Origin of the sequence: Herbaspirillum seropedicae, from assembly GCF_001040945.1 — a bacterium.
Classification (GTDB): domain Bacteria; phylum Pseudomonadota; class Gammaproteobacteria; order Burkholderiales; family Burkholderiaceae_D; genus Herbaspirillum; species Herbaspirillum seropedicae.
In genome coordinates, this window is the sequence record NZ_CP011930.1 from 1,018,709 (window position 1) to 1,036,957 (window position 18,249).

Here is an 18,249-nt window from a genome sequence, read left to right on the forward strand (position 1 = left end):
TGCCGTTGCCTTGGCGATGGGCGTGATGGCCGACGCTTGTGCCATCGATGTCGATCCGGCAGATTATGTGCCGGCCCCCGCTGGCACCACCGCCGGTCTGCTCTACCAGCAGCATGCCGAACGCGACGCCAGCTACAGCAGTGGTAACCGCAATCCTGGCAATCCTTTGCTGACCTCCGATGTGACCATCCTGCGCCTGGTGCATTACATGAACATCGGCGGCTATACCGTGGGTCCCCAGGTGCTGCTGCCCTTCGCCAGTCTGCGCAGTGGCCGCGACATCAAGGCGCTGGGCAGTGAGAACGCCCTGGGTGACCTGATCCTGGCCGCGCCTGTGTGGCTCGTCAACGATCCTGCAAAATCGACCTTCTTTGCGGTGGCCCCGTATCTCTACCTGCCCACCGGATCGTATTCCGACAGTCGCGCGCTCAATGTTGGCGAGAACCGCTGGAAGTTCGATCTGCAAGCGGGTCTGGTCCAGCGGATATCCGGTCCCTTGTATCTCGACCTGACCGGCGACGTCATGGTCTTTGGCAAGAACAACGACTATGGAAGTGGTCGCGGCAGTATGCGCCAAGCACCGCTTTATCAATTGCAGTCCTATCTGCGCTACCAGTTTTCCGCCACCACCAACGCCACTGCGGGGCTCTCGCGTACCTGGGGCGGTGAGACCCGCGTCAATGGCGTGGACAACCACGACCAGCCCAATCAGTTGAAGATTTCCTTTGGTGGCAGCACCTTCGTGGCGGCCAAGACGCAGATCATGGGCAGTATCGGTCGCGACTTGTCGGTGGACAATGGATTCAAGGAAAACTTCCGTCTGAACCTGCGGTTGCTGCAGATCTTCTGACCAGGCGGGCAGCCATCGTGTGCAAGCTTGATCCGCGCCGATGGCTGTTGGCTTGAAGCAGGCAGTGGAGCAAAAAGCTCATGCAGTTTGGTTTTTTACCTTCGAGGGCCCACGATGAAGCTGAGTATCGTGTCCTGCCTGAAGCCGGTGAGTGCCGCGCTGACACTGGGGAGGCATGAGGCCTAGTCGGGCAGCAGAATGCGTCCCTGATCGAGCAGCGCGCGGCTGTAACAGAGAAGCTCAAGGCGGAGCCGAGGCTGTACTTGATTGCCCTGCATGGGACAGGAAAAAAGAACAGGAAATGCTGGCAAGGAAATTCGTCTTTGGCGGAAGTCAGCTTGTTGGTTGAACAAATCGCCGGACGATCACCTGGCGGGCAATCAGTGATTGATCACCAGGTGAACAAGTTTCGTTCGACCAAGAAACTCAAGGTTTGGGCCAGGTGATGCCTACACTTTTCATTCCCTTGGCCACATCCATTTCCGGATGGGCCAGCACGACGTCGCGGTAGGATGGGCTGCCGATGACCGCGGGCTTGAACTTGGTCAGAAAGGCCGTGACTTCTTCCCGGATATCTGCAGGCACTGCGAAGTTGTCGTAGCATTCGTCCATGCATTCCATCACTGCTTGCCAATGAACTTCAGTGAGGCCCATGCCACGGTGTGCGGTCACCATGTCGCGTCCTCTGTATTGTGCATTTCCACCCCAGTGGACCGACAGGAAATCGACAAAATTGATGTGCTCTTTCTGGAAGGTGGATTCCGACATGTGGCTCCAGATATGACCTATGGCTGGGTGTTTCATACAGGTCCGCAGCACTTCTCCTGCAAACTTGTAGATCGCGTCGTAGCCTCCCAGACGTTCGTAGAGGGAAGGCTGTTGAGGCTCGGATGCTTGGCTGTCAGCCATGTTATCGCTTCTCCATGTTGATGTGATTCCTGGTGGCCCGGCGGGGAGGAAAATCTTTTCCAGATCCAGTCGGGGCATACGCAAGCGATGACGTCCGCGTGAATACAACGAACAAGCTTGCCGTGTCCAATGTAGCGACGACGGTTCATTGCAGCTTGCTTCTGAGGGTCAATCAACTTGACGGAAATAGACAACGTCGCAGATCGTTGTGCGAATTGATGCCCTTCACCCGGGGTGACTGGTTTCCCAATTCAACACGAGAACGACTTGGAGTCTGCGGTTAGAAAAAAGCCTCTGCAAACTATTGTGGTGTCAGGTATCAGCCCACTGAGGCCTGTCCCGCTTCAAGTCTCAACTTGAAGCGGGACAGATCAGCCGCAACGTCGCAGCTCTCTGGACCTTTTCTTGCTGCTGCTCAGAAGACTCGCAACAGCCGCAAATTGATGCGAGCGTTTTCCTTGAAACCATTTTGTACATAAAGGTCACGGCCGATGGCGCCCAGCAGTTGTGTTTTGGGGCCAATGAACCAACTGCCGCCTATGCTCGCCTTGCGCTGGCGCGCTTCATCATTGCTGGCGACACCATCGACCCGTGTTTCTCCGCCCCAGTTCTGCGACAGACCGACGAAGATATTGGCGACAGGCGTGAACTGGTAGCGCAGGTAAGCTTGGCCCTGGAAGAGAGACTTCTGCCTCTGGGTCGCGCCGTTGCTGCCATAGTCGTTGTTCTTGCCATAGAACATGACGTCCCCGGTCAGGTCGAGGTACCATTTTTCGGTGAATCCCTTCACGAAGCCGACCTGCAGATCGAACTTCCAGCGGTGTTCACCCAGGTTAAGCGCACGGTTGCGGTCATAGCTGCCGGTGGGCAGGTACAGGTAGGGGGCGATGCCAAGATAGGTACGGGATGCGGCGTCATTGAGCGGCCAGAACGGCGCGGCCAGGATGATGTCGCCTACTCCACTGGTCTGCCCCAAAGGAGCCGTATCGCGCCCGGCGTCAAGCCGCCCGAAAGGCAACAGAACCTGCGGGGCAAAAGCCAGGCCGCCGATGCTGGTGTAGTGCACCAGTCTGGCGATGCCGATATCTGACACCAACCTGGGATTGAGCGCGGCTTTCTGGCCCTTCGTGTAAAGACTGTCACGCTCGGCGTGTTGGTAGTAAAGCAGACCTACCGTCGTGCCTCCTGGCGCCGGGACAAAGTCGCCGATATCCACATCGATAGCGTGTGCTGCCACGGGAAACATCACGACCAGCGACAACGCTGCCAGCGCTAGCATTTTTCTTGCGGCAGGCATACGCGAATTGAGCCAAATCCTGGACAACCGGGACGCCGGGCAGGGGCAGTGGGGAAGTATTGTTTTCACAGCGGTACCTCTATTGGTTTCAACTGGTGAGATTGATGAGGTGTCGTCGTTGCACCTCCAGGCCGGAGCGAGGCAGTTGCCTAGCGCGCACCGGGGTAATCGCGGATGCGTCGGCAGGAACAGCCATTGCCGATGTCGGAAACGTCCGTTCCTGCGTGGTGCGATCACGCTCTTATCCTCGTGCTTCAGCTGAGGCCATCGCGTCGTATTCCTTCGAACGCAGCAATGTGTGCAGCTGGCGACGGCGTACTCCCATGTTGCCGCCGTCATAAAGGGGGAAGCAAAGCGCGTCCTGCATCAAGCCGGCCAGAGGGTAGAGGTCTGTATATGCATCGACGCCGACGACGCGCATTGCGTCATATACCACTTGCACGCATAGTTCCGAGCAGTAGGTTTTGGTGATGATCGCCAGCTCGCGGCTTCGGCCTTCGGTCAGATCCAGTTGATGACAGGACTTCCAGGTCAGGTAGCGGGCGGCCTCGATGCGCATCTTGATATCGGCCAGCATGAAGCCGACGTTCTGGTGTTCGATTACCGGTATGGTGCCGGAGCGTCGGTCGCTTTGCGCAAACCTCAGCGCGATATCGAAGGCGGTGCGCATCACCCCCACGCAGGCAGAACCGATCAGTGCCGCTGTCCATGAAAAGGCAGCTTCCAGCATGGAGATCCCATCGCCGGGCTTGCCCACGATGTTCGACGCGGGCACTCGCACATTGTTGAAGTGCACGCGTGGCGAGATCGTCGCACGATGCCCCATGGTATCGAGCAGACCGACGATCTCGATGCCCGGCGCATTGCCTGGCACCATGATCACCGCCAGTGACTGCTGTGGCGGCAATGCGGGATCAGTGCGGCAAATGACGCTATACAGATGCGCGCCCTTGCCATCCCAGCCGGTGCCATTGGTGGTGTAGTGCTTGGCGCCATTGATGACCCATTCGTCGCCTTCCAGGCGGGCAAAAGTTTGCACTCCCACGGACGGATCGGTGCTGTCGTAGTTGGCGCCGCCAGTGACCTCGGTGAAGGCTAGTGCGGCCAGACGTGAACCATCTTCGATGAAGTCCGGCAAGAAGCGCTGTTTCTGCTCCGGTGTTCCATGATGCACGACCGCATGTAAGCCCAGGCCCGTTCCCAGCAGCGCCGAAGGGACGTTCACATCCACGGCGGTGAGCTCCTCCGCAGCCAAGGCGAAGTCCAGGGTGCTGAGCGCCGTGCCGCCGAATGACTCCGGCAGCAGCGCCTTGATGAAGCCGGCATCGGCCATGGCCTGGTAGAACGGTCGCGTCGCGTAGAAGCGTTCGTCCGGCTTGACCAGCGGCGTGATGGTGGGCCCGACCTTGCGCAAGACGTCGGCAGCGAAGGCGCGCGCCCCTGCCTGCAAAGCCTTCTGGGATTCAGAGAGTTGAAAATCGATGGACATGGAGAAATTCCTATTTTGCAGTGTTGACGGGAAAAGCGAGACTCATCCTAGAGAACAGGATTGGTGTGGTCTCGCCGGCTTGTGCAACATCGTTTGTTCATTTGCGCAAGCCCCAACGCTTGCTGAAGAGGGGGGAATAGTGAATTGCTGGCATGAACCTTGCGACTGCCCGGGTCGACGCTGGCAAAGCCCAGCCTGAGTCGATGCGACTACCGGCTCTGGTGCATCTGACGGCACCAGCAAGAAGCGCGCGCCGCTGTGCATCCCCAGTGTGGGGCGAACGTCGCCTACGGCGTGGCGACGATGCGTCAGGTCTCTGCCAAGTTGACTTTTCGTGCAAGGCCTACTTGACTACTTGTGCAATGAAGCGAGAACTCAAGGCGTGTTCGGGCATCCACCGCGCACGCACCGGACGTCTCGAGGGGATGGCTGCAATGAAACTTTGGTCTACTCAATCTCGCGCGCAGAATGAGCGCTTCAGCTACTGGCGAGAGGTATTGTGCGAGGCATTCGTCTCACTCAATCCCATCCTTAATGAAAAGCATACGGTTATTGATTTTGCGGGAGAGGTGAGTTCACGGTCACTCTCGACGACTGCGCAGACGCGCGTGTTTTCCAAGGCGCAACACATTCAGCGACGCGGAGAGGAGATCCGCCGCAATCCGGTCGAGTACTGCTTTGCGAATTTCCAGCTGGAAGGCTCATGCGTAGTGCGCCAGGATGGCCAGGAAAGCATGGTACTTCCCGGCGACTTCTCCATCGTCGATAGCACCCGCCCCTACTTCCTAGATTACCAAGGGGACTGGCATGTGCTCTCGTTCCGCATCCCCAGGGAGCAAGTGATCTCCAGGCTGGCCTCACCCTACAAGGCTACAGCACGTCGGGTGGACGGCAAAGCGGGCATGGGACTGGTGGCATCGCGTTTTGCCCGTTCGCTTGAGCAAGTGGATCTGGACATGGGTAGCGGCGTACAGGACTGTCTCAGCGCCGCGCTCAACAGCATCATCGCCATCGCGCTGGGCGCCACGCTGGAGGCTCAAGAGCGCGACCGACTCCCTGTGCGTGAGGCCATTCGCCTGGCCGTCGAGACCTACATCCGCGACCACCTGGAAGAGCCTCACCTTGGGCCGGACATGCTGGCCTCGCGCTTCAAGGTTTCGCGCCGCACGCTGTATAGCCTGTTCGAGGAGGCGCCGCTCTCTGTCAGTAGCCTGATCCGGGAATTGCGCCTGCAACGCAGTGCGCGTGATCTGCTAAGTCCTGGTCACCCCGGCGTGCTCGCCGTGGCGTTGCGCTGGGGATTCAGCGATGCATCCCACTTTTCCCGATTGTTCAAGCGACGCTTCGGCGTCTGTCCGCGCGAGTTTGCGGACTTCACACTCAAGGGGGGCTTAGATGCGGGGAACGGCGGGGCATTCTCCGTGTCATCCTTGGATGCCACGCTTGGTGCAGGACACCCATCGCCTTTCAGCATGACTCGCCCTTAATGAGCAGGTACTTTCTCGCGCTGACAATGCTACGTGGATCGGGAAATCCAATTCGTCAGAGCGTCCGATGGAGCGACATGGTTCGAGAGACGGTTCTCGTCTTTTTGCTGGGGAGTATTTTGCCCAAACGAGCGCAAAACCGCGAATTGGCGCACTGTGTGCGTAACCAGTAGCCGGCGTCGGATGGGGCTTTGCGGCGTGCCGTCAACATACGCTTTTGACCCATAATCTGTTGGTGCCGTGTTCGACTCACGGGGGGGCTACCAGTGTTTAGAAGGGATTCCGAGTGATCGGGACCCCTTTTTATTTTGAGGCTTCTGACAGACTTCCGACCCGGCAATTCGTTTTTGTAACTTCGCGATTGTATTCGAAGCACTTTGCCGCGTATTTCAGTGGGTAATATTTGGCGGACATTGCACTAATAGAGTCTCCTGTGGGTAAGCGACGCTCTTAAAGCACTTGGGAGCGTCAAATGCTTAACGAATCGCACGATTACCACATCGACTATCTAGGCTCTCGAATAGTCACGGTCGGGGGCCACTATCCAGATAGATAGGAGAGAGATTTAGGCAAGCCAAAAACTTCTTCAATATAGCGTTGCAAAAAAAGGGGGCATATGCGACAACGGCCCGGACTATCTGAGTTCCGCTATACACAGTGGGCGTAGCAGGCGAGCATTGAGCTGCAGTACATCCAGCCGGGACAGCCGCAGCAGAACGCCTAGGTGAAACGGTTCAACAGGACTGTACGCTATGAATGGCTATCTCAGTATCAGTGGGATGATTTGGAACACGTTCAGCAATTCGCGAGCAACTGGCGATTACCTTCAGCAAACCGACCGGGGGCGTTATTACCAAGGAACAAGGGGGGCGAGATCAGCCTGGGGAAAGATGAGGTCGTATCGGCTGCGGTCCATGCTCTTGAGCAGCGGCGCAAGAGTGCCTTCTGATATTGCGTCGCGCCGCATGCATGACAGTAATGAATCTGCATCCACATCAGGATCCCTCCTGATGCGGAAGCATGCTGCCGATCAACCCTTGCCTTGCTCCTCCCCGGCAAACCGGCTCGCCGCACTGAGCACTGCCATGATCGACGCCGTCGTGATGTTCTCATGACGTCCCACGCCGAAGCGCGAGCCCGGCACCGTCGGCAAGGCTGCCTCGACGATGGCCAGCGCCTGGGCGTCGGCGCCGACGCCGACGCCCAGGCTTCTTTCCTCGTAGCTATCGATGCGCAGCGCCAAGCCCAGCGCCGCCACCGTTGCCGCAATCGGGCCGTTCCCCGAGCCTTCCACGGTGCGGACATTGCCTTCCGTGTCGGCCAGCTCCAGCACGATGCGCTCGCCATCCGGGTGCGGATGCAGGCAATGGCTGCGATAGATGAAGCGACGCTGCTCCAGCGCCGGAGCGAGGGAGGTGCGATCGCTGAAATCGGGACTGGCCTGCACCGGCGCAAGGTAGGTGCGTTCGAAGACGTCCCAGAGATGCTCGCTGGTCAGTTCGGTTTCGCTGGCGTCGGCCAGCGCCTGGACAATCGCGCTGAACTCGACCTGCATGCGGCGAGGCATGGTGATGTGGTGATCCCTTTGCAGCAGGAACGCGATACCGCCTTTGCCGGATTGGCTGTTGACGCGCACGATACTGTCATAGGTGCGTCCCAGGTCGGTCGGGTCGATCGGCAGGTAGGGCACACGCCAGGGCGCATCGGGCCGTTGCGCGGCGAAGCCCTTGGCGATGGCGTCCTGGTGCGAGCCGGAGAAGGCCGTGAAGACCAGATCGCCCACATACGGGTGACGCGGGTGGATGGGCAGGGCGGTGCATTCTTCGGCCACGCGCGCCAGCGCTGCAATGTCGGAAAAATCCAGCCCAGGTGCAATGCCTTGCGTGTACAGGTTCAACGCCAGCGTGACCACATCGACATTGCCGCTGCGCTCGCCATTGCCGAACAGGCAGCCTTCCACCCGCTGCGCGCCGGCCAGCATGGCCTGCTCGGCGCAGGCTACTGCGGTGCCGCGGTCGTTGTGGGGGTGCACGGACAAGATGAGGTGTTCGCGGCGTTCCAGTCGCCGGTCCATCCATTCGATCTGGTCGGCAAAGACGTTGGGCGTGGAGACTTCCACCGTGGTCGGCAGGTTGATGATCATGCGGCGTCGCGGCCCTGCGTCCCAGGCGCGGATGGCGGCGTTGCAGACCTCCAGTGAGACCTCCAGCTCGGCCATGCAGAAGGTCTCGGGAGAATACTGCAGGATCCATTCGGTCTCAGGATGGACCGCCGTCAGCCGCCTGAACAAGGCGATATGGTCTTCGACCAGGGTGATGATCTGCGGCACGCTCATGCCGAATACGATCTCGCGCCAGGCCGGTGCGATGGCATTGTAGAAATGCACGATGACGCGTCGGGCGCCGGCCACGCTCTTGACCGTTTCGGTGATCAGGTCGGCGCGTAACTGGGTCATCACCATCGGGGTGACGTCGTCGGGGATGAGATGCTCGTCGATCAGATGGCGCACGGTCTCGAAGTCGATACGCGATGCCGCGGGGAAGCCGACTTCGATTTCCTTGAATCCGATGCGCACCAGCTCATGGAACAGGCGCAGCTTGCGCTCGCGGTTCATCGGCTCGAACAGGGCCTGGTTGCCGTCACGCAGATCGGTGGACAGCCAGGTCGGGGCCTGGCGCAGTGTGCGGGAGGGCCATCGGCGGTCGGGAAGGTCGACCGGGGCAATGGCCCGGTACTTCTGGGAGGGATCAGTCAGCATGGGGAACAGTTCAGGAGAGTCGTCGAAAGATTGACTCCCCTGGCTTGGAACAAGCTGATGGCGGTCGGGGTCAGGGAAGTCAATGTCGGTCGTGGCGCCAACGGGCGCGCGGACCCCGAGCGGAAATCAGGAGTAGTAGCCGTGGAGGAAGACCGGATGTGGGCATGACAGGATTTCCAGCGAAAGGGTGTGCTGTCGATATTAGGCTTGCACGTTTTGTCTATCTACATAAAAATCGACATATTCTTTATCAAATTGGACAAAGTGCGGCGCGATGGGCTTTTACCCTACTGAAGATGGTTGGAAGGCCTTCGATCTGGAAGCAAGACCTGAGAAGGAATTGCCTGTGTTCGGCGTCTCGGGGCGCTATCCCGCAGGTTCGGTAGTGCCCATGCATCAACACCCGCAGGGCCATCTGATCTATGCGGACAGCGGGCTCTTGCGCGTGCAGGCCGAAAGCGGTCAATGGCTGGTGCCACCCACTGCGGCGGTGTGGTTGCGCTCGGGTGTGGCGCACAGCCTGGCGATGCCGGTCACCTTGCAGGCGTATGGATTGTTTGTGCGCCAGGACGTGTGCGCGCGCCTGCCGGCGTTTGATTGCGTGGTGCATGTCTCGCCTCTGCTGCGCGAGTTGATCATCACCTTGGCCCAGGCCCGGGAAGAGAACATGTCAGCCAAGCGCATGCGTTTGCTGGGCGCGCTCGTGATGGAGGAAGTGCTGACCCAGCCGACGCTGCCTTTCCATCTGCCCTGGCCGATGAGCGAGACGGATGGTCCGATGGCACGCCTGTGCCAGGCCTTGCTGGACGATCCGGGCGATATGGCCACGGCCGCGGAGTGGGCCGACCGGCTGGCCATGGGGCAGAAGACTTTCCATCGGCGGTTTCTGCAATCGACCGGGATGACCTTCGGCAAATGGCGTCAGCAGTTGCGGCTCATGTCGTCGCTACCCCTGTTGATGCAGGGGATGCCGATCACGCAGGTGGCGCTGGCCAGCGGCTACGATAGTCATAGCGCCTATACCACGGCATTCGGCAAGCAATTCGGCAAGCCGCCGTCGGCGTTCTTCCCGGCGCGGGAGCCATGCTGAGGCGGCCTTCGGCCTTCAAGCTCAACAATAAGGTCGGTAGAAAAGCGTCTGTTGCTGACGGCATGTAGGGAACTCATCGACAGGCTTTGGCTCAAAGCGGCTTACGTTGCCTGATCCCAAAACGGGAACGTGTTGGCGAATGAATAATAATTAGCATCCCATCCCCCTGGTTCGATTTCTGCAGGGCGTCTGTCCAAGGCGCCGCTGTTACTGCGTGCGTAACCAAAATGCAAACGGGGGGCTTGCGATGGTCACGCCAGTGCATTCCTGTTCGTCCTCGCCTGAGCAAGTTCGTGTCACTGCGGTCAGCCCATGCTGATCACGGCGCTGGAGGGCAATGCCGTTTCCAGTCTGCTTACCGCCATCTAGCGCTATGGACAATGTACTGACAACGCTCTCTGCGCTGGCCGACACCTTCGTCGGCCAGGAAAAACGTATCCTCAAGCTCGATTCCGTGCTGGGTCCCGACGTGCTGCTGCCGCAACGGATGGTGGGCAGCGAGCGTCTGGGGCGGGGGTACGATTACACGATCGACCTGGTCTCCACCCGCGACGATATCGAACTCAAGAAGCTCATCGCCCAGCCGGTCACGCTCTGGTTGCAGCAGGACGGCAGCGATTACGCACCCCTGCATGGTTATGTGCACACGGCCAGGCGCCTGGGCAGCGATGGCCAGTTAGCCTCGTTCCAGATCGGCATGGCGCCGTGGCTGCATTTCCTCAAATATCGCAAGGACGCGCGTATTTGGCAGGACAGCAAGGCCGACGACATCCTGGCCGACGTGTTCGACCAGCACGCCTACGCGCGCGGCAACTACCGCTTCGAGATCGTCACGCCTGCCCTGCCGCGCTCCTACTGCACCCAGTACGAGACGGACTGGCACTTCGTGCAGCGCCTGATGGAAGAAGAGGGCTGGTATGCCTATCACGAGCAGAAGCCGGATGGCTCGGGGCACGTGCTGGTCATCACCGACAACACCGACCAGGCCAAGCCACTCGCGCCGGAACAGCTGGCTTTCCACGGCGCGGGTACGCAAGATGAAGTCAACCGCATCCTGCACTGGAGCGCCAGCCGCGGACTGGCCTCGACCCGGCTGGCCACGCGCACCGATGACTACAAGTCGCCGGGCGACCAGAAGCAGACCCAGGAGCGTGTACTGCCCGAGCATGGGGCCTTGCCGGGCGAGCTGGAAGTCTATGAATACAGCGGCCCCTACAGTTACGCCAAGCAGGACGACGGCGACCGCCAGGCGCGTCTGCGGGTGGAACAGTGGGAATCTTCGATGAAGCGTTTCATGGGAGTGTCCGGTGCGCGCACGCTGGCGGCCGGCCGCTGGTTTACGCTCACCGACCATCCCGCCCACCGCGGCGATAGCAAGCAGGACAGCCAGTTCATGCTCATCGCCGTGGAGTGGTTCATCGAGAACAACCTGCCGTTGTCCGGCACGGCCAGGGATTTCCCGGGCAGCCTGAAGCCGCAGCTGGATGCCTTCAAGGCCTCGATGGGGCGCAGCAATGACGATGCGGGCGGCAATGCCCGCACCGGCCACTGCTTCAATCGCTTCGAAGTGCAGCGGCGCAAGCTGCCCTACCGCAGTCCCTTCGACCACACCAAGCCGGTGATGCATCCGCAGACGGCGGTGGTGGTCGGGCCGCAGGGCGAAGAGGTGTTTACCGACAAGCTCAATCGCGTCAAGGTGCAGTTCCGCTGGGACCGCATCAATCCTGGCGATGAAAAGGCGTCGTGCTGGGTGCGCGTGAGCTATCCCAATGCCGGCGAGAACTGGGGCGAGGTCAAGGTGCCCCGGGTGGGACAGGAACTGATCATCTCCTTCCTCAACGGCGACCCCGACCGGCCGGTCGCGACTGGCCGCCTGTTCAACCAGGAGCAGCCGCCGCAATGGCACACCGATGGCCGACTGTCTGGACTGAAGTCCAAGGAGTTCGGCGGCAATGGCTTCAACCAGCTGGTGATGGATGACACCACCAGCCAGAACCGCGTCCATCTCTACAGCAGCCAGTCCAACGCCCAGCTCAATCTCGGTTACCTGGTCAGCCAGGCCGACAATGAACGCAGGAATTTCTATGGCTCCGGCTTCGCCCTGAGCACCGATGACTACGGCGCGGTGGTCACGCAAAAAGGCCTCTACCTGAGCAGCTATGGACGTCCCGGTCCGCAAGGCACGCAGCTCGACGCCAGCGAGGCCACCAGCCTCATGAAGGCCAGCGCGGACCTGGCGCGCGGGCTGTCCGACAGCGCCTCCAGGGCCGGCGCGGAAGCGCTCGCGCAGGACAGCCTCAAGGACTTCGTCGACGCCACCGAAGACAAGTACAGCGGCCAGGGGCAGGGTAGCGCCAATCGCTTCAAGAAGCCGCTGCTGATGATGGCCGCACCCGCCGGCATCGGCCTGGCCACGGACCAGGGCACGCAGGTGCATTCGGCGCAGGAGACCACCCTGACCTCCGGCAAGGACACCAGCATCGCCAGCGGCAAGAGCCTCTTGGCCACGGTCAAGGAAAAGATCAGCCTGTTCGCCCAGAACGCCGGCATGAAATTGTTCGCCGCCAAGGGCAAGGTGGAAATCCAGGCCCAGAGCGATGATCTGGACCTCATCGCCGAAAAGGTGGCGCGCCTGCTCTCCACCAGCGGCAGGGTGGAGATCCATGCCAAGGACGAGGTGATGATCTCGGCCGGCGGCTCCTTCATCCAGATCAATAGCGCAGGCATCACCCAGGGCACGCCCGGCAAGTGGGAAGCCAAGGCTTCGCTGCATTCCATGCCGGGGCCGGCCAGCCAGAACTTCGTCATGCCGCATGTGCAGAAGAGCGAGCTGCAGCCCTCGGACATGGAATTCCGTCATCTCACCGACTGGGGGGAACCGCTGGCCGGCGCTGCCTACAAGGCCATCCTCAGCGATGGCAGCGTGCGCAAGGGTACGCTGGACGCCCAGGGCATTGCGCGCCTGAGCGGCGTGCCGGCGGGCACCAGCGCCAAGGTGGAATACAACTATCAACCGCTGCAAGCATCATCCATGGTCAACACCGAACTGCACGAGGACCTGCATGAATTGCTCAACTGGACGCCCAAGGTGCTCGGCGCGCTGGGCAAGGGAGGCAAGTCGTGAGCCAGGACAAGGACGAACACAGCATCCTCGACGACGCCTGGAGCAGCGTGGTCGGCGGCATGGATTGGTTGAAGTCGGTGCTCTTCGGCGAGTTCGCCGACAACAGGCCGCTCTCGGCGGTGGTGGCCGACATGCTGGTGAGCTTCGTGCCCGGCGTGGTCATCGTCACCAGCGCGCGCGACGCCGTGGCGGTGATCCTGCGCATGGCCAGCCATCCCGAGAAGCGCGAAGACATCATGGAATGGGTGTTGCTGAGCGCCTGCCTGATCGTCATCGCGCTGCCCCTGGCCATGGCCGCCGGCGGCGCTGCTGCGGCTGGCGTGGGCGCCATCGTCGGCGGGCTGGCGGGTTCCGAGCTGGGGGCCGCGCTGCGCTCTGTGATGCTGCTGCTCATCAAGGAAGCGTCCAAGCTGGTGGAACTGGTGCGTTTCCTGCAGAAATTCATCAAGGGCGACGTCATGAAGTTCCTGCGCGCCGTCAAGTTCGCGCCCTATGAAAAGGCCTTGATGGCGGCGCTGCGCAAGTTCAGCGGCAAGCTGCTGAGCATGGTCAAGTCGCTGCGCGTGCACCTGGAAAGCCTGAGCTACTTCAACCTCGTCAAGCATCGCATCGCCATCCTGGCCGAGTGGGAACGCAAGTTCTACGCCGTCCAGCAGGAAGCGCTCAACAAGATCCCCAAGGCGCTGGCCGAGCTCGATGCGCGTCTGGCCAAGGTGCTGGCCGAGGCGGCCCCCCAGGAAGCCCATACCGCATCGGCAGGGGTGCAGGCCAGCAAGGCCGCACCGCCCAAGCCGCCCACGCAGCGCGTGCGCGATACACCGGGCCAGGTGCTGCCCAAGGAGACCCCGGCTGCCGCCCCCCACGCCGCACCGGCCGCCAAGTCGGAGGCCTTGCCGGCCAGACCTGGGACCAAGCCAGCTGGCAAGCCCGCCGCAAAACCGGCCGCAAAGCCGGCCGCCAAGACCGCCCCCAAAGCGGCCGACGGCGCTGGCGGCAAGCCGCCGCTCAAGGACAAGCCCGATCCCGTCGATCCAGCCAAGCCCGGCCCGAACGGCAAGAAGCAGGCCGTGGTCGATGCGGCTGCGGCAGCCGATCGCGCCCGCATCACGCAGCTCTCCAACGAGGCCGACGCTGCCGCCAAGGCGGGCGACCAGGCGCTGGCCGCCGCCAAGCTGGAAGAGGCGCGCAGCATCCTGCGCCCGTATCTGCCCAAGAATCCGGGCGATAGCTGGGACGAGGTGGTCAAGCGGCTCGATGTGTCCTCGCCCAAGGATGGCGCCGTGTTCTGGTCCGGCACCTCGGGCCAGGCGTCCAAGCTGGGCCAGGTCGACGCCGCTCGCGCCTACGCCGAGAAGATCGGCGGGGTGACGCTCGAAACCACGCCAGGCGGACGCATCATCGATGGCTGGGATGATGTCAACAAGGCCTATCCCTGGAATGCCTCGGGTGGACAGCCCGGCCCCTACGCCAGCGGCCTGTGGGGCAGCGTCTCGGAGAAATACGCCAACGGCGCCTCCGGCGTCGTCAATGTGGTACAAACACCGGAAAAGCTGTGGGACGCCGGCACCGTCTGGCATAACAGCGAAAAGCCCCTGCTGATGGACTTGAAGAAAACCACCGGCCAGATCACCGACATCAAGATGCATGTCGTAGACTTGGGCGGCCAGTCCCATCCTCTGTCCGATAATTACATCGGCGATCTACTCAAGTTTGACCAACGAAAACCATGAGCGCATATCAAAACTTCCTCGACTTCTTCACGATGTACAACCGGGAGCGTCTGGACGGCCTGAACGAAACCTACTTTGCGCCGATGACGGCGGAGGAGCGCAGCAAGGCCTTCGACCATCTGCTGGAGATGACCAGGCCGGGCGGTTCCGACGAGAGCGTCAAGGGCCTGTTCCTGGCCGATGCCGAGCGCGCCGTGCCGGTGGTGCGCGAGCTGCTGGAGCAGGGTGTGCTCAACGACGATGCGGCCCTGGCCGCCGCCTGGGAGCTGTATCGCCGCCAGCCCGATCCGGCGCTCATCGAGGTCTTCCTGCGGCTCATGTCCAGCACCGACCGCACGCTGCGCTCGCGCGCCGCCTTCTACGTGCCGGCCGATGAATCCAACGAGGCGCTGCTGGAAGCCCTGCGCGGCATGATCCGCACCGAGACCGAGACCTTGCCGCTGGTCAACGCCACCAACAAGCTGCTGGAATGCTATGGCATCACCGAGGATTCCCTGCCGGAGGCGCAATACCTGCGCCTCTACCGCGGCCTGCGCAGCGACGACCTCAAGACCAAGGAAGCCACCTTCAAGGATCTGGATCGCCTCTTCGGCCTGGATGCCTGAGCCGACTGACGCCGAGCCCAACGCAACGGAGATCAAGCCATGGCAGCAGCCATCATTCGACTGGGCGACCCGACTTCCCACGGCGGCCGGGTCATCACCGCTTCCACCACCCATCTCATCGGGGGGCTGGGTGTGGCGCGGGTGGGCGACAAGGTGATGTGTCCGCTGCCCGGGCATGGCGTCAATGCCATCATCGAGGGCGCGCCCAGCTTCCAGATCGATGGTCGCAACGTGGCCCTGCATGGGCAGCGCGCCGCCTGCGGCTGCACCCTCGTTTCCACCCTGGCCACGGCCACTCACGGCTGAAGCCTAGCCGCTTGCGCCGCTCGCCGCGACTGGCCGGTGGCGCTGAGCGCAGCGCAGAAAACTCACAGATGCTCTTGCAGAATGGGACCGTCTTCCTGACTGAAGAGAAAATAAACCGTAATTCACGCGCAGCTTGGTCGCTTTATTACGTGACGATGCCGTTATAGTCGAGCCTCATGTGATCGACTATCCCAAAGCGCACGACGATGAAGAACAACGCGATGGATTACCTGCCGCGCATGGTGATCTTTTCCCGGGTGGTAGAGCTGGGCGCCTTTTCCAAGGCGGCCCGCGAGCTGGGGTTGACCTCCTCTTCGGTGAGCCAGCATATCAGCGCCCTGGAGGCCATGCTCGGCACCACCCTGTTGCACCGGACCACTCGCAAGCTCAGCCTGACCGAGGCAGGGCATAGCTTCTATGCCAATTGCAGCCGCATCGTGGACCTGGCCAGCGAGGCGCGCCAGCTCACCGAAAGCCTGCACAAGGAATTGCTGGGAGAGCTGCGCATTGCCGCGTCCAGCTTCATGGCCTCCGAATACCTGGTGCCGGCGCTGGATGATTTCATCCGCGCCCATCCCAAGCTGCGCATCAACATCGATGTCAACGACCACAACATCGACCTCATGGACAAGAGCGTGGACCTGGCGCTGCGCGTGGGCAAGACGTCCAGCGAGAACGATGTCTACCTGGCGTCGCTGCCGGCGGTGCTGTGCGCCTCGCCAGCCTACCTGCGGGCGCATGCGCCGATCCGCCATCCTGAGGATCTGCCGCAGCACGACTTCCTGTTCTTCACCCCGCACGGCAGCAGTGTCGAGGTGAGCTTGAAAAACCGTGGCGGCCAGTGCGCACAGTTGCACCTCACGCCGCGCGTCAGCGCCAACCACGCCCGCTCGCTACGGCGACTGGCCCTGCAGGGGCATGGCGTGGCGCGCCTGCTGGCGTGCAAGGTGCAGGAGGATCTGGATGCCGGCCGGCTCGAGGTGGTGCTCCCGGATTGGGAGCTGGATGTCTATTGCGCGTTCCTGACGACCAAGTACCGCGAGAGCCCGCCGCAGAAGATCGTCAAATGCATCGAGCATCTGGAGGCCTACTTCCGCAGCCGCCATCCTGCACCTGCCAGCCCTGCCAACGCTACTGATCCGGCCTGACCGGCGCACGCTGGCTCAAGCCCCAATAGCCATCGCTACGATCAACCGGAAATGCGCATGGGAAGGTCGGACGCTTCCATCATGGCCTTGAGCGAATCGATCACCAAGCCGTTGCTCTTGAGCCAGTCCTGACCGCTGCGCTCGGCGATGGCGTCGGTCTGCCCGGGCGCGGAGAGATCGATGATCTCGCTCTCCACCACCTCGATAGAGGGCGTGGTGACGAAAGCCTTGACCACCGGCTTGGTGAGGTCGACATGGTTCTGCCGGATCACCAGCGCCGTGCGGCCCGACTGCAGTTTCACGATCGAGCCGATCGGATAGATGCCCAGCGCCTTGACGAAGGCCAGGAAAATGGGACGGTCGAAATGCCCCTGCCAAGAGGCCATGCGCGAGAGCGATTCGGCCGGATCCCAACCGCTCTTGTAGGGACGTTCCGAGGTCACGGCGTCGTAGACGTCACAGACCGCCGCCATGCGCGAATACACGCTGATCTGGTTGCCCTGGTGACGTGAAGGGTAGCCCGAGCCATCGATCTTCTCGTGGTGATGCAGGCAGACGTCCAGCACATAGTCGGGCACGCCCGAGAATCCCTTGAGGTAGTCGTAGCCGAGGGCGGGGTGGCGCTGGATGATCTTGTATTCCTGTTCGCTCAGGCGATCAGGCTTGTTGAGGATCTCCAGCGGGATGAAGGCTTTGCCGACGTCATGCAGGTAACCGGCCAGGCCGGCTTCCTTGCAGGCGATATCGTCCATGCCCAGCGTGCGCGCCAGCGCCACCATCAGGGTGCAGACGGCGATGGAATGCAGATAGGTATATTCGTCCACCCGCTTGAGACGGATGATGCTGAGCAAGGCGTTCGAGTCGCGCGCTACCGAGGTGGCGATTTCCTCGACCAGGCTCTTGCAGTTCTCCACGTCCAGCGTCTTGCCCAGGCGCGCCTGCTTGAACATCTGCTGGGTGGTCTGCTTGGCATTTTCATAGAGCCGCAGGGCGTCATCCAGTTCGGAGCGGCTGGAGCTGCTGCCGGCGGCCTCGGGTTCTTCGGTTTCTGGCAGGCGATCGGCCTCGGCGCCGGCCAGGTCGATGCCCTGGTCGGTATCGATCCAGCAATAGGTATAGCCTGCGGCCCGGGCGCGGGCGATTTCGGAAGCCTTGCGCACCAGGAAGCTGGTGCGCCAGAAGGGCGTGTCTATCCACGCCCCGTCGAACCCGGAAAAATACATTCCTACACTGAGCTGGCCAACCTCGATTTTCTTTAGACGCGTCATAGATCCGGAATGTATTACATCTGGCTGGGATTGATTAGTCGTTTTGGCTTAACAAGTGTAATAAATGATTCGGATGAATGGCGATCAATCTCTGCCCGCTGCGTTGACTTTACGATGATTGTTAATCAACGTTAATGAATGCGTTCGCAAAACGGGGACTAATCAAACTGGCAAGCCTGTAATAGAGT

General features: G+C 61.3%; 13 protein-coding genes. 8 read left to right on the plus strand and 5 right to left on the minus strand.

Annotation, left to right across the window (positions count from 1 at the left end):
* Positions 1–25: 25 nt before the first annotated feature.
* Positions 26–850 (plus strand): transporter, encoded by an 825-nt coding sequence (locus ACP92_RS04650; protein ID WP_232284905.1) that lies wholly within the window; start codon positions 26–28, stop codon positions 848–850.
* 426 nt (positions 851–1,276) lie between these two features.
* On the opposite strand, the gene ACP92_RS04655 is transcribed toward ACP92_RS04650, so the two are convergent.
* The 3 genes from ACP92_RS04655 to ACP92_RS04665 all read right to left on the minus strand — a co-directional run bounded on the left by ACP92_RS04655 (position 1,277) and on the right by ACP92_RS04665 (position 4,545).
* Positions 1,277–1,759: a group I truncated hemoglobin gene (locus tag ACP92_RS04655; RefSeq protein WP_013232966.1), complete on the minus strand. Its 483-nt coding sequence runs from the start codon at positions 1,757–1,759 to the stop codon at positions 1,277–1,279.
* Positions 1,760–2,174: 415 nt separating this feature from the next.
* Positions 2,175–3,038: a transporter gene (locus ACP92_RS04660; protein WP_048348500.1), complete on the minus strand. Its 864-nt coding sequence runs from the start codon at positions 3,036–3,038 to the stop codon at positions 2,175–2,177.
* 259 nt (positions 3,039–3,297) lie between these two features.
* Positions 3,298–4,545 (minus strand): acyl-CoA dehydrogenase family protein, encoded by a 1,248-nt coding sequence (locus ACP92_RS04665; RefSeq protein ID WP_013232968.1) that lies wholly within the window; start codon positions 4,543–4,545, stop codon positions 3,298–3,300.
* Positions 4,546–4,907: 362 nt separating this feature from the next.
* Here ACP92_RS04665 and ACP92_RS04670 point away from each other — a divergent pair, with 362 nt between their 5' ends.
* Positions 4,908–6,032, plus strand: a complete 1,125-nt coding sequence (locus ACP92_RS04670) for a helix-turn-helix domain-containing protein (protein WP_198136712.1) — start codon at positions 4,908–4,910, stop codon at positions 6,030–6,032.
* A gap of 1,030 nt (positions 6,033–7,062) precedes the next feature.
* Here ACP92_RS04670 and ACP92_RS04675 read toward each other — a convergent pair.
* Complete coding sequence (locus tag ACP92_RS04675; RefSeq protein ID WP_013232970.1) at positions 7,063–8,790, minus strand: 2-isopropylmalate synthase; 1,728 nt, start codon at positions 8,788–8,790, stop codon at positions 7,063–7,065.
* Positions 8,791–9,064: 274 nt separating this feature from the next.
* On the opposite strand from ACP92_RS04675, the gene ACP92_RS04680 reads away from it, so the two are divergent.
* The 6 genes from ACP92_RS04680 to ACP92_RS04705 all read left to right on the plus strand — a co-directional run bounded on the left by ACP92_RS04680 (position 9,065) and on the right by ACP92_RS04705 (position 16,793).
* Entirely contained in the window at positions 9,065–9,880 is an 816-nt protein-coding gene (locus ACP92_RS04680; protein WP_013232971.1) for an AraC family transcriptional regulator, read from the plus strand.
* A gap of 373 nt (positions 9,881–10,253) precedes the next feature.
* Positions 10,254–13,004: a type VI secretion system Vgr family protein gene (locus ACP92_RS04685; RefSeq protein ID WP_156181719.1), complete on the plus strand. Its 2,751-nt coding sequence runs from the start codon at positions 10,254–10,256 to the stop codon at positions 13,002–13,004.
* Positions 13,001–14,734 carry a hypothetical protein gene (locus ACP92_RS24035; RefSeq protein WP_013232973.1) on the plus strand — a complete coding sequence of 578 codons (1,734 nt, stop codon included), beginning with the start codon at positions 13,001–13,003 and terminating at the stop codon, positions 14,732–14,734. The genes ACP92_RS04685 and ACP92_RS24035 overlap by 4 nt, the downstream gene beginning before the upstream one ends.
* Positions 14,731–15,339 (plus strand): hypothetical protein, encoded by a 609-nt coding sequence (locus ACP92_RS04695; RefSeq protein WP_013232974.1) that lies wholly within the window; start codon positions 14,731–14,733, stop codon positions 15,337–15,339. Before ACP92_RS24035 ends, ACP92_RS04695 begins: the two co-directional genes overlap by 4 nt.
* A 39-nt stretch (positions 15,340–15,378) precedes the next feature.
* On the plus strand, positions 15,379–15,645 hold the full coding sequence (locus tag ACP92_RS04700; protein WP_013232975.1) for a PAAR domain-containing protein: 267 nt from the start codon (positions 15,379–15,381) through the stop codon (positions 15,643–15,645).
* A 206-nt stretch (positions 15,646–15,851) separates the two neighbouring features.
* Positions 15,852–16,793, plus strand: coding sequence for a LysR family transcriptional regulator (locus tag ACP92_RS04705; RefSeq protein ID WP_013232976.1), 942 nt, complete (start codon positions 15,852–15,854; stop codon positions 16,791–16,793).
* A 41-nt stretch (positions 16,794–16,834) separates the two neighbouring features.
* Here ACP92_RS04705 and ACP92_RS04710 read toward each other — a convergent pair whose 3' ends face one another.
* On the minus strand, positions 16,835–18,061 hold the full coding sequence (locus ACP92_RS04710) for an HD-GYP domain-containing protein (protein ID WP_013232977.1): 1,227 nt from the start codon (positions 18,059–18,061) through the stop codon (positions 16,835–16,837).
* Positions 18,062–18,249: the final 188 nt, after the last annotated feature.

What these genes read in the sequence shown, in the direction of transcription:
- ACP92_RS04685 (WP_156181719.1), top strand. Translation starts at nt 10,254, where the DNA reads ATGGACAATGTACTGACAACGCTCTCTGCGCTGGCCGACACCTTCGTC.
- ACP92_RS04650 (WP_232284905.1), top strand. Translation starts at nt 26, where the DNA reads ATGGCCGACGCTTGTGCCATCGATGTCGATCCGGCAGATTATGTGCCG.
- ACP92_RS04700 (WP_013232975.1), top strand. Translation starts at nt 15,379, where the DNA reads ATGGCAGCAGCCATCATTCGACTGGGCGACCCGACTTCCCACGGCGGC.
- ACP92_RS04675 (WP_013232970.1), bottom strand. Translation starts at nt 8,790, where the DNA reads ATGCTGACTGATCCCTCCCAGAAGTACCGGGCCATTGCCCCGGTCGAC.
- ACP92_RS04710 (WP_013232977.1), bottom strand. Translation starts at nt 18,061, where the DNA reads ATGACGCGTCTAAAGAAAATCGAGGTTGGCCAGCTCAGTGTAGGAATG.
- ACP92_RS04695 (WP_013232974.1), top strand. Translation starts at nt 14,731, where the DNA reads ATGAGCGCATATCAAAACTTCCTCGACTTCTTCACGATGTACAACCGG.
- ACP92_RS04705 (WP_013232976.1), top strand. Translation starts at nt 15,852, where the DNA reads ATGAAGAACAACGCGATGGATTACCTGCCGCGCATGGTGATCTTTTCC.
- ACP92_RS04665 (WP_013232968.1), bottom strand. Translation starts at nt 4,545, where the DNA reads ATGTCCATCGATTTTCAACTCTCTGAATCCCAGAAGGCTTTGCAGGCA.
- ACP92_RS04670 (WP_198136712.1), top strand. Translation starts at nt 4,908, where the DNA reads ATGAAGCGAGAACTCAAGGCGTGTTCGGGCATCCACCGCGCACGCACC.
- ACP92_RS04660 (WP_048348500.1), bottom strand. Translation starts at nt 3,038, where the DNA reads ATGCTAGCGCTGGCAGCGTTGTCGCTGGTCGTGATGTTTCCCGTGGCA.
- ACP92_RS04680 (WP_013232971.1), top strand. Translation starts at nt 9,065, where the DNA reads ATGGGCTTTTACCCTACTGAAGATGGTTGGAAGGCCTTCGATCTGGAA.
- ACP92_RS04655 (WP_013232966.1), bottom strand. Translation starts at nt 1,759, where the DNA reads ATGGCTGACAGCCAAGCATCCGAGCCTCAACAGCCTTCCCTCTACGAA.